The 15364-nt window shown below is 33.3% G+C and carries 16 protein-coding genes; 12 read left to right on the top strand and 4 right to left on the bottom strand.

Features of this window, described 5'->3' with window-relative positions:
• Nucleotides 1–48 precede the first annotated feature (48 nt).
• The 10 genes from EXD82_RS03345 (at nucleotide 49) to EXD82_RS03305 (ending at nucleotide 8942) form a co-directional block, all read left to right on the top strand.
• A complete protein-coding gene (locus tag EXD82_RS03345; protein WP_142535500.1) occupies nucleotides 49–2187 on the top strand; it encodes a Tex family protein in 2139 nt (712 codons plus the stop codon).
• Between the two features lie 37 nt (nucleotides 2188–2224).
• A complete protein-coding gene (locus EXD82_RS03340) occupies nucleotides 2225–3394 on the top strand; it encodes an amidohydrolase (protein WP_142535499.1) in 1170 nt (389 codons plus the stop codon).
• A 70-nt stretch (nucleotides 3395–3464) separates the two neighbouring features.
• Complete coding sequence (gene tsaE / locus EXD82_RS03335) at nucleotides 3465–3917, top strand: tRNA (adenosine(37)-N6)-threonylcarbamoyltransferase complex ATPase subunit type 1 TsaE (protein WP_142535498.1); 453 nt, start codon at nucleotides 3465–3467, stop codon at nucleotides 3915–3917.
• The gene (gene tsaB / locus EXD82_RS03330) at nucleotides 3918–4640 is read left to right on the top strand and encodes a tRNA (adenosine(37)-N6)-threonylcarbamoyltransferase complex dimerization subunit type 1 TsaB (protein ID WP_142535497.1); all 723 of its coding nucleotides are present in this window, start codon (nucleotides 3918–3920) and stop codon (nucleotides 4638–4640) included.
• Between the two features lie 20 nt (nucleotides 4641–4660).
• Nucleotides 4661–5113, top strand: a complete 453-nt coding sequence (gene rimI, locus EXD82_RS03325; RefSeq protein WP_174919142.1) for a ribosomal protein S18-alanine N-acetyltransferase — start codon at nucleotides 4661–4663, stop codon at nucleotides 5111–5113.
• Nucleotides 5114–5115: 2 nt separating this feature from the next.
• Nucleotides 5116–6129, top strand: coding sequence for a tRNA (adenosine(37)-N6)-threonylcarbamoyltransferase complex transferase subunit TsaD (gene tsaD, locus EXD82_RS03320; protein WP_142535496.1), 1014 nt, complete (start codon nucleotides 5116–5118; stop codon nucleotides 6127–6129).
• Between the two features lie 363 nt (nucleotides 6130–6492).
• Nucleotides 6493–7164: a flavodoxin family protein gene (locus EXD82_RS03315; RefSeq protein ID WP_142535495.1), complete on the top strand. Its 672-nt coding sequence runs from the start codon at nucleotides 6493–6495 to the stop codon at nucleotides 7162–7164.
• A gap of 125 nt (nucleotides 7165–7289) precedes the next feature.
• Nucleotides 7290–7445, top strand: coding sequence for a hypothetical protein (locus EXD82_RS10270; protein ID WP_174919141.1), 156 nt, complete (start codon nucleotides 7290–7292; stop codon nucleotides 7443–7445).
• Between the two features lie 283 nt (nucleotides 7446–7728).
• Entirely contained in the window at nucleotides 7729–8013 is a 285-nt protein-coding gene (locus EXD82_RS03310) for a hypothetical protein (RefSeq protein WP_142535494.1), read from the top strand.
• Between the two features lie 551 nt (nucleotides 8014–8564).
• The gene (locus EXD82_RS03305) at nucleotides 8565–8942 is read left to right on the top strand and encodes a hypothetical protein (protein WP_142535493.1); all 378 of its coding nucleotides are present in this window, start codon (nucleotides 8565–8567) and stop codon (nucleotides 8940–8942) included.
• 57 nt (nucleotides 8943–8999) lie between these two features.
• Here EXD82_RS03305 and EXD82_RS03300 read toward each other — a convergent pair whose 3' ends face one another.
• The 3 genes from EXD82_RS03300 to EXD82_RS03290 all read right to left on the bottom strand — a co-directional run bounded on the left by EXD82_RS03300 (nucleotide 9000) and on the right by EXD82_RS03290 (nucleotide 12999).
• Nucleotides 9000–9452 carry an Hsp20/alpha crystallin family protein gene (locus EXD82_RS03300; protein ID WP_142535492.1) on the bottom strand — a complete coding sequence of 151 codons (453 nt, stop codon included), beginning with the start codon at nucleotides 9450–9452 and terminating at the stop codon, nucleotides 9000–9002.
• Nucleotides 9453–9691: 239 nt separating this feature from the next.
• Nucleotides 9692–11068 (bottom strand): MATE family efflux transporter, encoded by a 1377-nt coding sequence (locus EXD82_RS03295; protein WP_142535491.1) that lies wholly within the window; start codon nucleotides 11066–11068, stop codon nucleotides 9692–9694.
• Between the two features lie 14 nt (nucleotides 11069–11082).
• Complete coding sequence (locus EXD82_RS03290; protein ID WP_142535490.1) at nucleotides 11083–12999, bottom strand: ABC-F family ATP-binding cassette domain-containing protein; 1917 nt, start codon at nucleotides 12997–12999, stop codon at nucleotides 11083–11085.
• A 138-nt stretch (nucleotides 13000–13137) separates the two neighbouring features.
• Between EXD82_RS03290 and EXD82_RS03285 the strand changes: the two genes are divergently transcribed.
• Nucleotides 13138–13776 (top strand): redox-sensing transcriptional repressor Rex, encoded by a 639-nt coding sequence (locus EXD82_RS03285; protein WP_142535489.1) that lies wholly within the window; start codon nucleotides 13138–13140, stop codon nucleotides 13774–13776.
• An 87-nt stretch (nucleotides 13777–13863) separates the two neighbouring features.
• Here EXD82_RS03285 and EXD82_RS03280 read toward each other — a convergent pair whose 3' ends face one another.
• The gene (locus EXD82_RS03280; protein ID WP_142535488.1) at nucleotides 13864–14034 is read right to left on the bottom strand and encodes a DUF362 domain-containing protein; all 171 of its coding nucleotides are present in this window, start codon (nucleotides 14032–14034) and stop codon (nucleotides 13864–13866) included.
• A 484-nt stretch (nucleotides 14035–14518) separates the two neighbouring features.
• On the opposite strand from EXD82_RS03280, the gene EXD82_RS03275 reads away from it, so the two are divergent.
• Nucleotides 14519–15322 carry an ATP-binding protein gene (locus tag EXD82_RS03275; protein ID WP_142535487.1) on the top strand — a complete coding sequence of 268 codons (804 nt, stop codon included), beginning with the start codon at nucleotides 14519–14521 and terminating at the stop codon, nucleotides 15320–15322.
• Nucleotides 15323–15364: the final 42 nt, after the last annotated feature.

The following is a 15364-nucleotide window of genomic DNA, read 5'->3' as shown; positions in this document are numbered from 1 at the left end:
AGTTATAATAAGAATATGAAAAAGAGAGTCTGACGAAGAGGTGATGATATGAAAGTTTCAGACATACTGAAAGAGGAATTTAAACTAAAGGATTTTCAGATTGAAAATACGATAAAACTTATAGACGAGGGAAATACAATACCTTTTATTGCGAGATACAGAAAGGAAATGACTGGAGAACTAAGCGACACCGTTCTTAGAAATCTGTACGACAGACTTGTATACCTAAGAAATCTCGAATCGAGAAAAGAGGATATACAGAGACTTATAGAGGAACAGGGAAAGCTTACTGATAAAATAAAAAAATCAATAGAAGAGGCAAAAACACTTCAGGAAGCAGAGGATATATATGCTCCATTCAAACAGAAAAAAAGAACTAGAGCATCAATAGCTAAGGAAAAAGGACTGGAAAAACCGGCGCTTGAAGTATTATACGGAAAAATTCCCGATGTTGGAAAAGAGGCTCAGAAATATATAAACAAAGAAGTTGGAGTAGAGTCTGTTGATGATGTATTTAAGGGTATAAATGATATAATAGCAGAAATTGTTTCAGACGATGCTGATGTCAGAAAATATCTGAGAAATACAGTTAGAGAAAGAGGAAAAATAGTCTCTAAATCATCTGAAGAGGATGCAGGAGTATATCAGATGTATCGGGATTATTCGGAGGCTGTAAAATATATAGCTCCTCACAGAATCCTTGCGATAAACAGAGGAGAAAAAGAAAAAGTACTGAAAGTAAAAATAGAAATAAATGATGAACCGGTAAAATCATGGATAGAAAGAAGATTTGCTAAAAAACTTTCTGGAGATTCCCACAAAATAGTAGTGGATGCGATAGAGGATTCATACAAGAGACTTATATATCCATCTATTGAAAGAGAGATAAGAACTGAACTTACTGAAAAGGCTCAGGAAAGAGCAATAAAAGTATTTGGGGAAAATCTGAAGAGTCTTCTTCTACAGCCTCCTATATCGGGAAAAACTGTAATGGGATTTGACCCGGGTATAAGAACGGGATGTAAGATTGCAGTAGTGGACAAAAATGGAAAATTCCTGGACTATACAGTTGCTTATGTAACAGGAAGTGAAAAAGCTCAGGAAAAGGCAAAGAAAGATATTCTCGATATGATAAAAAAATATTCTATAGATATAGTTGCTATAGGAAATGGAACAGCATCTAGAGAATCTGAAATATTCATATCTGATTTAATCAGGGAAAATAATCTGAATGTGCAGTATATAATAGCAAATGAGGCCGGAGCATCTGTATATTCGGCATCAGAGCTTGCAGCAGCAGAACATCCGGATGTAGATGTCTCTATAAGAGGTGCTATATCAATAGGTAGAAGAATACAGGACCCTCTTGCGGAACTTATAAAAATAGATCCAAAGAGCATAGGAGTAGGACAGTACCAGCACGACCTGAATGCAAAAAGACTGGAGGAAGTTCTGGATGGAGTGGTAGAAGATGCGGTAAACAGTGTAGGAGCAGACCTTAATACAGCTTCAGCGTCTCTTCTTGAACATGTTGCTGGAATAAGTAAGGCTGTTGCGAAAAATATAGTGGCATACAGAGAGGAAAACGGACCTTTTGGAGATAGAAAAGAGCTAAAAAAAGTATCAAAACTTGGACCAAAGGCTTATACTCAGTGTGCGGGATTCCTTAGAATACCGAATGCCAAAAATCCACTTGATTCTACAGGTGTACATCCTGAAAGTTACAGCATATGTGAAAAAATGTTAGCTGACCTTGGATATACAAAGGATGATATAAAAAACGGAAACATATCTGATATAGATAAAAAGACTGATGAAAAATGGATAGAAAAAGAAGCTGAAATATTAAATACAGGAGCGGTGACAATAAAGGATATAATCTCTGAAATAAAAAGGCCGGGAAGAGACCCTAGAGAAGACGGTATAAAACCTATACTTAGATCAGATGTCCTAAAGATAGAGGATATAAAAGAAGGAATGGTTCTTAAAGGTACAGTAAGAAATGTAGTGGACTTTGGAGCATTTGTCGATATAGGAATAAAAAGCGATGGGCTTGTTCACAAGTCGCAGATGGGAAAAAGAGTAAAGGACCCGATGGAAGTTGTATCAGTAGGTGATATAATAGACGTAAAGGTTTTAAGTGTAGATATACAGAAAAACAGAGTTTCTCTTTCTATGGAGATATAACTGCTGTTTTTTAAAAGAATAGAAAAGGATGATGCAGATGATACTTATAAAAAATGGATTTATAAACACTGTAACAAATGGATCATTTAAAGGTGATATACTTGTAAATGACGGTAAAATAGAAGAAATAGGAGAATCTATACAGGCACCGGAAGAATGTGAAATAATAGATGCCGAGGGCAAGGAAATCTATCCTGGATTTATAGATGCGCATACTCACATGGGATTATGGGAGTCTGGTCTTGGATTTGAAGGGGCAGATGGAAATGAGGAGACAGATCCTGTAACTCCACATCTAAATCCGATAGATGCCATAAATCCAATGGATGAAAGTTTTGCAGACGCGTACAAAGGAGGTATAACTTCTGTATGTACAACTCCAGGAAGTGCCAATATTATAGGTGGACAGTGTATAGCAATAAAAACTTTTGGAAAAAGAATAGACAAAATGATAATAAAAAATCCCGTGGCGGTAAAAATAGCTTTTGGTGAAAACCCTAAAAGCTGTTACGGTCAGAATGAAAAAAGTCCTCAGACAAGAATGGCAATAGCGGCGACGCTTAGAGAAACATTCAAAAAAGCGCAGGACTATATGGACGAGATGAACTTCTATAGCGAGTCAGATGAAAATGATGTAGACAAACCTGAATACGATATGAAACTTGAAAGTCTGATACCTGTACTTAGAAGAAGAATACCTCTGAAAGCTCATGTTCACAGAGCCGATGATATATTTACAGCGATAAGAATAGCAAAGGAATTTGACTTAAAGCTAACTCTTGACCACTGTACAGAGGGACATCTGATAGTAGATGAGTTGCTCGAGGAAAAAGAGGATTATCCGATAATAGTAGGACCTTCTATATCAGATAAATCAAAACCTGAACTTAGAAACCTTACATTTGAAACTGCCGGTATCCTATCGAATGCCGGAATTCCTGTAAGTCTTATGACAGATCATCCGGAAACACCGATACAATATCTGCCAATATGTGCGGGAATAGCAATTAAAAATGGAATGAAAAGAGAGGAAGCGCTTAAAGCAGTTACTATAAATCCTGCAAAAACTCTTGGAATACTGGATAGAGTGGGATCACTTGAAGAAGGTAAAGATGCGGATATAGTAATATGGTACGGCAATCCTTTTGAGATAAGTTCAAATGTGGAATGCACTATAATAGACGGAAAAATAGTTTATAGAAAATAGTTATACTGTTTTTATAAAATAAACAAAAATAAAATGGTATATCAGAAATATGACAGAGTTGGAGAAAAATATGAAGAGATTTTTTTTGGAAGATGAAAGTAAGACAAGAGAAATCGGTAAAATTCTGGGAGAGAAAGTATTTCCAGGAACTGTTATCTGCATGATAGGAGACCTTGGAGCGGGAAAAACGACTTTTACTCAGAGTTTTGCGGAGTCTCTTGGAGTGGAGGACTATATAACAAGTCCGACATTCACAATAGTAAATGAATACGAGGGAAGGATGCCACTTTATCACTTCGATGTATATAGAATAGGTTGCAGCGAGGAGATGTACGACATAGGGTACGATGAATATATAGATTCAGACGGCGTATGTATAATAGAGTGGGCAAATATAATCGACGATATACTTCCTGAAGAAAGGCTTGAGATAGAGCTTAAATACAAGGATATGGGAAGAGAGATAACACTTATTCCATATGGAGAAAAATACGAAAAAATGGTTGAGGAGCTGAATTTTTAGATGAAGATACTGGGAATCGATACATCGACAAAGGCGTGCAGTGCAGCTTTATTTGATGGGAATACACCTGTATGTGAATATATAATAAATGACAAGAAAACGCACTCGCAGAAACTTATGCCGATAATAGAAAAAATGCTTGAAATGAGCGATATAAGCATCGAGGATATAGATGCAATTGCGGTATCTGTCGGGCCGGGTTCTTTTACAGGACTTAGAATAGGAATGGCAACTGCAAAGGCGATTGCTCATGTAAACAACATACCTGTAATATCTGTGGACTCGCTTGAAACAATAGCATACAATATAGAGCCGACAGATAGAAAAATATGTGCAATACTGGATGCACAGAGAACTCATGTATATACTGCAAATTATTCATATGACGGAAATACACTTAGAGCCGATACAGAAATATCAGTAAGGGATATAGATGAGCTTCTTTCGGAAATAGGAAACTCAGGTGATGAATATATAATAGCCGGGGAAGCTGTATATAAGTATTTTGACAGGATATCAGAATACAAAAACATAAAACCTGCGTCTCCTGCAAACTGTATATCAAAGGCATCTGGTGTATGTACAGGAGCTTTAATCAAATACGAAAAAGGTGAGGAAATACATACATGCTACGATATAGCACCTGTATATATAAGAAAATCGCAGGCAGAAGTGCAGTACGAGGAAAAAATGAAAAAACTTAAGGCATCATCTGAAAAATAGATGCTTCAGAGAGGGAGAAAATGGAAAATATAATAGTAAGACCTATGACTTCTGAAGATATAGGCGGCGTTTTTGAGGTTGAGAAAAACTGTTTTGAGGATTACTGGTCTAAACAGTCTTTCAGAGATGAACTTAAAAATAAAAATGCCAGATATCTGATCGCTGAAACAGATGGAAAAATTGTAGGATATGTAGGAATATGGCTTATCATAGATGAAGGACATATAACAAATGTGGCTGTACACAGCGATTTCAGAGGAAGAAAAATAGGAAACGAGCTTATGAAGGAAATGGTAAATCTGTGTAGAGAAAATGGTATTGCGGCGATGACACTTGAAGTAAGAGCTAGTAATACTGTAGCACAGAACCTGTATAAAAAATACGGATTTAAAATGGCTGGTATAAGAAAAGAGTATTACAGCGACAATAAAGAGGACGCTGTGATAATGTGGAACAGTCTGAAGGAGGTGTAGTAATGAAGGATCTTATAACACTTGCGATAGAAAGCAGCTGTGATGAAACTGCGGCATCTGTTCTGAAAAACGGAAGAGAAGTTCTATCGAATATAATATCAACTCAGATAGATATACACAAAAAATTCGGCGGTGTAGTTCCTGAAGTTGCTTCAAGAAAACACGTCGAGAATATAGATATAGTAGTTCAGCAGGCTATAGATGAAGCCGGAATAGAAATGAACGATATAGATATGATTGCTGTAACATATGGTCCAGGGCTTGTAGGTGCACTTCTTGTAGGACTTTCATATGCAAAGGCTATGGCATATGCACTTGATGTTCCCCTTGTAGGAGTAAACCATATAGAAGGTCATCTGAGTGCAAACTATATAGCTCACAAAGAGCTTGAGCCACCATTTGTAACACTTATAGTATCTGGTGGACATACACATCTTGTAGAAGTAAAGGACTACGGAGAATACGAAATACTTGGAAGAACTAGAGACGACGCTTCAGGAGAGGCTTTTGACAAGGTAGCAAGAGCTATGGAGCTTGGATATCCAGGTGGACCTATAATAGATAGACTTGCAAAAGAGGGAGATCCAAAGGCAATAGAATTCCCTAGAGCGTATATAGATGACGGATATGATTTCAGTTTCAGTGGAATCAAATCTGCAGTTTTAAACTATCTGAATGCAAAGAGAATGAAAAAAGAGGAGATACCTGTAGCTGATGTCGCTGCATCTTTCCAGGATGCTGTTACAGATGTACTTGCATCAAAAGCGGTGAAAGCTGCATCTGAAAAAGGGTACAAGACTGTTACATTATCAGGAGGAGTTGCTTCAAACTCTGGGCTTAGAGAAAAGATACAGAAGTTTGGGGAGGAAAAGGGAGTGGATGTAAAATTCCCGCCGCCTGTTTTATGTACGGATAATGCGGCTATGATAGGCTGTGCAGGATATTATAGATATCTGAAAGGCAGAGTGGATGGAATGGATTTAAATGCTGTTCCAAATCTTCAGATAACAGAGTAAAAATATGGGCTGTTGTATTGTAGGTACAACAGCTCTTTTTATATGAAAATAGCAGTTATAAAAAAATATATATAAAAATAGAAAAAAATCGATTGCAAAAGTTGGTTTTGATGAATACATTGAATAGGATTATATATATTATCCAAAAAATATAGACATAGATATAAACGGCTCTTTTAAACAGATATATGAATAAAAAATCTATATATTTTAGGAGCGTAATGAATATAGTGAAACAGTATTATGTTATGGTGGGAATTCCAATATAAGAATATATATTCAATCTACGATACGTAGATTGAATGAGTAGATACTTATCTTTATAATAATATATAAATTAAAACATAGAAAGGAGATATTTTTATGAAATTTATTATATTTAATGGTAGTCCTGCAGGAGTTAACAGCAGTACTAACGTAATAGGAGATGCATTTTTACGTGGAGCTCAACGTGGTGGTGCAGATACTGAAAATGTATTTCTTATTGATAAAAATATTGGACATTGTAAAGGATGTTTTTCGTGTTGGTTCAGAACACCTGGTAAATGTATTATGGAAGATGATATGAAAGAATTACTTTTAAAATATACTGATGCAGATGTTGTTTGTTTTGCAACTCCAGTTTACACTTGGAATATGACTGCCGCACTTAAAAACTTCGTAGATCGTCTTGCTCCTTTAAAAAGTCCACTAATAATACAGCAAAATGAAAATTTTGACCTTTCAGATACTAAAGCTAAAACACAAAAGTTTGTTGTTATATCTAACTCAGGATTCCCAGGTAATAACAATTTTGAAACAATGAAAGTTGTATTCTCTTCATGTAATCCTACTTTAGAAATTTACAGAAATTGTGGTAAGCTCCTAAAAAGCAAAGATAATAATATTAAACAAATTGTTGAGCAGTATTTAGAGAGTGTAGAGTTAGCTGGGTTTGAAATGGCAACACAAGGACGAGTATCTACTGAAACTAAACAAAAATTGGATATGCCACTAATGGAAATTGAGCAATATATTAAATATATTGGAATGTAATATTAAATTTATATATTTTATATTAAAAATTGATGTTGTACCTATAAAATAGTGAAGTGAATCATATTTTTGAATGAAAAATATAGTTCACTTCATAATGTTTACTTTTGTAAAAGGAGGTACTTATGATAAAAATAGATATAGTTAATGAAAAAGAATACAGGAAACTGCTTAAAATATTAGGTGATATATGTGAATATTTCAAGCTAGTAGTACCAGTAGAATTGGATGAAATACCATCAATAATATCTAATTTGAAATCTGAATGCATAGATGAATGATATACAAATACATGGCCTGGGACAAAAGTAAGTAGGGGAAGACGAAAAAACTTCAAGGAGTACAAATTTAGTATAAGCAATAAATCGATGGATATTCTAAAAAGCTATGGATCTTTTATAAAGGACGATAATGACGCTTATGTATTATTTGATGTGTGTCAAATAGATATTTCTTTTTATAAGAATGATAATTGTGTTTTTTACACTACAGCTCATGAAGGAATATGTATGATAGATGAAAAAATAATGTTATAAGCTAAGATTTTGAAGTAAAGGAGAAAAAATGATTATAAGAGTTGGTTTTGGTGGATATGATGAATACGATTATATATATTGTCCAGATAATATAAGTATAAATATAGACGATTTTTTCAAGTGGATATATAGCGATAAGACGCACTCATTCTGGGAAACTGACGAATACGGTGAGAGAGTATTGTGTTATAGTGGAAATGCTCTGTGCTACTGGATAAACAGTGTATTATTGAATGAAGATAAGGATAAATCGTATATGGTAGCGGAATTATATTCAGAGAGAAGAGAATACGATTTAGAGTTTGAGTTTTAAATAATCTTGCTTAAAGGGGAGTTTGTATGAAGATAATGAAACTAGAGAATTTAACTAGTGGAGATGTATATGAATTTACGTATTGCAAAAGCTAGAATCAAGAAACCTTAGATAATTTCAAAAATAAAGATTCTATTTATATATCAGATGAAGATTTTAAAAAATTAGGAAAATATATAAATCTAGTTTTTCCACAATTTAATTATTTTGGACCAAATAAAATAAAATTAAAAGAATGGAAAGAATTAGAAGATAAAATATTAATATCTGAAGATATAGAATTAATAGAATTTATGACTGAGTTTAATTTATGGATTTCGAGTTCAAAAGAAAATGAAAATTGCTTTTGGATTTTAGGTATTTAGGGAACAAAATAGTATTATTAGAATAATCAATTATTAAATCTTTTATTTTGTTGTGAATAATATATTAAAAATTATTAAATTATAATTATTTTTAGGTAATGACAAATAATTACAGAAATATAGAAAACGTTGTCTGAATAAATCTTCTATAGTATAATCTATAAAAATTAGAAAAGGAGATATAGTATGACAGCGATAAAAAAGAATAGCAAATACTTTCTATATGCATATTTTATTTATACAATGATAATAAAAAACTTTACGAGATTTGATATAAATACGGAAACGTTAGAAGGAACTGTAAAATTTTATATCAGTATATTATCAGATTTCAGAGTAGGTTTTGTACTTGCACAGTTTATAGCAATACTGATATTTTACTTTTGTATAAAGGGAAACAAGATAGCAACGGCATTGATGTTTTTTTCTATATGTTTAGATGGATTTGCATCGCTTCTGATTATGCAGACAGCAAACTTTTCACTATATAATATTATAATTATAATAAATATAGTCTTGGCAGTACTTTCATTGTATCATTTGATTTATATTAGAAAATTTTAAAATATATAAAAAAGGTTAACGCACCAGTTATCAGTGCGTTAACCTTTTGAATTTTTATTATCCTTCTATCTGTATAAAGTTGTTTGTCTGTTCAACTTTTTTAACATCTTCTTTAGGAACACAAAGTTTTAATATACCATCTTCAAACTTAGCATGTATATCTTCTTGTTTTATGTCCTGTCCAACATAGAAACTTCTGCACATAGAACCAACATAACGTTCTTTTCTTATGTACTTAGAAGAATCATCGCTATTATCATTATCAACGTTTTTAGTAGCTGAAACAGTTAAATAACCGTTTTTTAATTCAGCTGAAATTTCATCTTTTTTGAATCCTGGTAAATCAATATCAAGTTCATAATTATTCTCATTTTCTTTGATATCTGTTCTCATCATATTTTTGGCCTGTTTTCCATAAAGAGAATTGTTCATATTCCAAAAATCTCTGTCAAAAGAAAAGTCCATTAAATCATCAAATAAGTTTTCTCTAAAAATACTAGGCATCATCATAAGTCATATCTCCCTTCAAAATTACAATACATTGAATTTTTAAGCACTGTCAGATTAGTACTAAAAGAGAAATCTGATTAGAAGTGTTGTTGAAAATTCTTGTCTCAAGGAAGGTTTGTTTATATATTTTTTATCCTCTTCCTTTCTACAAATATATTATAACTCTTGTTATTAGCACTGTCAATAGGTGAGTGCTAAAAATGTTTAAAAAATAGAGAGGAAAACCTCTCTATTTTATATTAATTTATATCTTTAACAATATTTCTGGCCCATTTTTTACTAAGTGCCCTAGGTAGTCCAAATACGACTTTTACAATCTCCTCAGCAAAAGAACACATAACTATAAGATATATAGGTGCTCCCAGATAAGCAGCTGCAAAAGTAAGTGGAACAGATACGAACCACATTGATCCCATTTCTATAATAAGAGCTGCCTTTGTATCTCCACCGCTTCTAAGAGCTCCGACTATAATAAATGTATTAAATGATCTCAGAGCCATCATAATACCCATTATAGTGAATATTTTTCTTATATCGGGTTCAAGATGAGGAGTAACATTGAATATTACAAGGAGAACCGGAATAGCAGCTATAAGCAGCATTCCCATAACAAAACCTGCTATTGCGACAAGTATTCCGAGTTTCTTTGCGTATTCAAGAGCCCTGTCTATATGGTTTGAACCAAGCTCATTACCAAGCATTATAGAAGAACCGATAGCTAGACATACAGCTGTTATTATAAAGAAGTTACTTGTAGTCGTTGCAATCTGGCTGGCGGCTATAGCAGATGTTCCCGCCATGGCATAGGCAACAGAGTAACATACAGTAGCTATTGCCCAAAGAGCATCGTTTAGAAATACCGGCATACTTTTTGAATAGTAGGCAGAGATAAATCCTTTGTCCATAAGTCTGAAGTGTCTAAAACCGAATTTAAGTAGATAGTCCTTTTTGTAGATATATACATATCCGACCATAAGAACAACTTCGACACTTCTAGCTATAACTGTAGCTATTGCAGCACCTCTTACACCAAGTTCAGGAAATCCAAAATTACCAAGTATAAGAGAGTAGTTGAAAAATACGTTTACTATTATTGCTATTGCACTGCATTTCATTCCAAGTGCCGGATTTTTTATACTTCTTGAACATACACCGAATCCTATGCTGACAGCTATCATAGGATAGCACCATACAATTACATTAAGATATTCTCTACACTGTCTGACAACTTCGGCATCATGAGAGAATATATGAATTACACTTTCCGGAGAGATAAGTGCAATTAGAAAGAAAGGCATACTGATAAGTAATCCAAGAAGAATACTAAGTGCAGTTACCTTTTTTATGTTTGTTTTATCGTCTTTTCCAAGAAACTGGGAGATAAACATACCAGATCCCCCAAGTATTCCAGAAAGACACATGTTAAACAGGAAGAAGTACTGATTTGCAATTCCTACAGATGCCACAGATACTTCTCCCAGACTGCTTATCATTACAGTATCTATTATATTTACAGATGTAGATATAAGGTTCTGAATTACAATAGGTATACATAAAGACAGCAGTATAGAATAAAATCTCTTATTTTCATCGTTAAATGCGAATAATCCTGTCAAATAAAAACCCCTTTCTATTCCATAACTTTTTCCCATTCAGCGTATAATCTTTCAAGCTTTGATTCAAGTTCTGCTTTTTCCTGATTAACTTCCTTTGACTTTTCAGGATTTGAATATATTTCCTCCTGACAAAGCATAATATCAAGTCCGCTGATTTTCTTTTCTGTCTGTTCTATATCCTCTTCAAGCTTTTTGATTTTATTTCTGCTCCGTCTTTTCCGCTCTCTTTCTTCTCTTTCTTTTTTCTTTTCTTCTTTAAGCTGAGTTTTAGTTTTTGTTACAGTCTCCTCTTCACCATTATCCATTTCAAGAAGCTGTTTTTTCTTTTCAAGATAGTAGTCGTAGTTTCCAAGGTATTCAGTTATACCATCTTCAGAAAGTACGACTATTTTATCTGCTATTTTGTTTAGGAAATATCTGTCGTGTGATATTGTAAACACTGTACCTGTGTAGTTTTTTATAGCAGTTTCAAGAACTTCTTTTGAGTCTATATCCAGGTGGTTTGTAGGCTCGTCCAGAAGAAGAAAGTTTGCCTTTGAAAGTATAAGTTTAAGTATTGCAACTCTGGCTCTTTCGCCACCGCTTAGAGATGATATTTTTTTGAATACGTCCTCATCAGAGAAAAGGAACGCTCCAAGCATTGTTCTTATTTCTGTCTGAGTAAGGTGAGTATTTGAATCCCATATTTCATCTATTATAGTATTTTCAAGATTAAGTGTTTTCTGTTCCTGATGGAAGTAAGATATGTTTACAGATGTACCGAATTTTACATCTCCGGCAAGAGGTTTTATTTCATCCATTATAATTTTGAAAAGTGTAGATTTTCCGGCTCCGTTTGGACCGATAAGTGCGACTTTTTCACCTCTGTAAATATCCAGATTTAAATTTTTAAACAAGGTTCTGTCTTCAAATCCCATTTCAAGATCTCTTACCTGTAATACATCGTTTCCACTTTCTACTGACGGTATGAATTTTATATTGGCTTTTTTTCTTTCGCCGTCTGGTCTATCAAGAACCTCTATTTTATTTAGAGCCTTTTCTTTACTTCTGGCTCTTTTCAGATGTTTCTCTCTACCATAGGCCTTTAATCTTTCTATTGATTCTTCCTGTTTTTTGATTTCTCTCTGCTGATTTTCATATTTCTTTTTTTCGATTTCCTTTTCAATCTCAGATTTCACTATGAAATCAGAATAGTTTCCGTTGTATGCTTTAAGTTTTTTGTTGTGAATTTCAAAGATTCTATTTACCGACTGATCAAGGAAATATCTGTCATGTGATATAAGAATAACAGTTCCTCTGTACTGTTTTAAAAACAGTTCCAGCCACTCAAGTGCCTCTGCATCCAGATGGTTTGTAGGCTCGTCCAGAAGAAGAAGGGTAGGTTTTTTCAGAAGAAGTTTTGCAAGAAGTACCCTTGTTTTTTCTCCACCGGAAAGAATTTTTATAGGTTTTTCCATATCCTCGTCGCTGAACCCAAGTCCTTTTAGAACTCCTCTTACTTCAGATTTGTATCCATATCCGTTTGATTCCTGGAAAAACTCAAGTTTTCTGGCATACAAATCCATAAGTCTGTTAAGCTCAGCTTCATTATCATTACTTTTATCAGATATTTTCTGTTCAAGTGTTCTTAGTTCATCTTCAAGAGCGATAAGATTTCTGAAAACCTCAACGACCTCATTGAATATAGTGTTTTCAGAGTAGAAGTTGGTATTCTGCTCAAGATATCCTATCTCACAGTCTTTTGAAGTATATATATCGCCGCTGTCACAGCTGTATATACCTGAAATTATTTTAAAAAGGGTGGTTTTACCGGTACCGTTGACACCTATAATACCGATTTTGTCACCCTCATTTACTGTGAAAGATATATTTTCAAGAATGGTTTCCACTCCGAAGCTCTTATTTACATTGTTGCATGACAAAATTATCATAAATTTCTACCTCCTAAGCTACCTAAAATTATAATGTTTTGATATAATATATTCAAGGCTATATATATTGGTTTTGCAAAAAGAATGTTATATGTGATAAACTGTAATAAGACGATTTGAGAAAGGGAGGTGTTTGAAATGGGAAACAAGAACATATCGATGGCTGTAATAAGAAGACTTCCTAAATACTACAGATATCTTGGAGAACTTCTTGAAGATGATGTTCAGAGAATATCTTCAAAGGAACTTAGTGAGATAATAGGGTTCACAGCTTCTCAGATAAGACAGGACCTTAACAATTTCGGTGGATTCGGTCAGCAGGGATACGGATACAATGTTGAGGCTCTTCATGCCGAGATAGGAAAAATACTTGGTCTTGATAAACCATACAATGCAATACTTATAGGGGTTGGTAATCTTGGTCAGGCTATAACAAACTATTCAGGATTCAGAAACTCAGGATTTGAGATAAAAGCTCTTTTTGATGCAAATCCGAGAATGATAGGTCTAAAAATAAGAGATCTTGAAATACTTGATTCTGATACAATAGAGGAATATATAAAGAAACACGATATAGACATTGCTATAGTATGTATACCTAAAAATGGAGCACAGGAGCTTATAGACAGAATAGTCGGAGCTGGAATAAAAGGTATATGGAACTTTGCTCCAATAGACCTTGAAGTTCCAAAAGGTATAATAGTTGAGAATGTAAATCTTACTGAGAGTCTGTTTACATTATCATACCTTATGAAGGAAACAGCAGAGAACAAATAGATTTTAATTATGTGTGTACTGATTAAAAACAAAAAAGCTGATTTGAAAATTTCAAATCAGCTTTTTTATACTCTCTTTGTCTGATAATTATTCAGCCTGAGGAGCTCCAACTGGACATGTAGATTCGCAAGCACCACAATCTACACAAGCGTCAGCATCTATTACATATATGCTATCTCCTTCAGATATTGCTCCAACTGGACATTCAGCTGCACAAGCACCACAGCTTACACAAGAATCTGTTATTTTGTATGCCATTTTAGTATCCTCCTAATAATTATTTTTTACTGTAATCTCATTATAACAAAAAAAATCATAATGAACAATTAAATTGCAGTTATAGATTGCAATATTTTTTATATACATGCTGAAAATGGCTTGATTTTAATGTGTTGGAAGATTTAAATATTTTTTTCAAATACACAATGGATTTGAATATCAAGTGAGAGTTTCTTTTGATAAAAGTTATTTCTGGAAAAATAAAATCTTAGATTTATAATTGATATAATAAATGAGCTATTTCATATAAGAGAAAAAATGTTAAAAAAATTTCAATAATATGTAAAGTATATATGCGGTAAATATAAATTAATTATTGAGTGAAATGTCAGAATTTACTAAAAATATAAAGGTTAAAATATAAATAGTATGTAATAATTAAAGTAATAGTATATAATAAATAGCTGGAAGGCGACAAAATAAAACAAAGATATGAAAACGATATCATAAAGGGGGTATACTTTTGAAGATTTATGCATTGGTAGGAAAAAGTGGAACTGGAAAAAGTCATAAGGCAATAGAATTATCCTACGAAAAGGACATAGATTGGATAATAGATGATGGGCTACTGATTCATAGAGGTAATATAGTTGCAGGAAAGTCCGCAAAGCAGTCAAAAACAAAGGTTGAGGCGGTTAGGACAGCTATATTTTCAGACGAAACCCACAGAAAAAATGTTAGAGAAAAGATTAACAGTGATACGCCTGGAAAAATTCTTGTTATAGGCACATCAGATAAAATGGTAAATAGGATAGCTGAGAGACTCGATCTGGGAACAATATACGAGTACATATATATAAATACTATAAGTACAGATGAGGAAATAGAAAAAGCCAGAGAGTGCAGAAAAAATGGAAGGCATATTATTCCAGCGCCTACAGTGCAGGTAAAAAACATGGTAAATGGAATAAGTATAAACTCCCTAAGGGGTTATTTTGTTGGAAGAAACAATGAAATAAAAGAGGTCGAAAAAACAGTTATAAGGCCTACATTCAGCTATATAGGCGGGTTTTATATAAGTCCTGACGCAGTAATACAGATAATAAGACATGTATGCGAAACAATAGGATTTGTTACAAAAGTAAAACATATAGATGTGGAAAACAGTGAGTCTTATACAGATGTAAATATAGGCATATTTATCGATTCTGCTGATAATTTGAAAATGGTAAAAAAGCTCCAATTTAATATAAAGAAGAGTCTTGAAACCATGACCATGATTAATATAAGAAAAGTTAATATAAATATAATTAAAATAAAGAAATAGTAAATATAAATTTATTAATTAAAAATTTTGAAATAATTATAA

The organism is Peptacetobacter hominis, from assembly GCF_006861675.1.
Classification (GTDB): domain Bacteria; phylum Bacillota; class Clostridia; order Peptostreptococcales; family Peptostreptococcaceae; genus Peptacetobacter; species Peptacetobacter hominis.
This window is presented reverse-complemented; position numbering and strand designations above follow the sequence as displayed.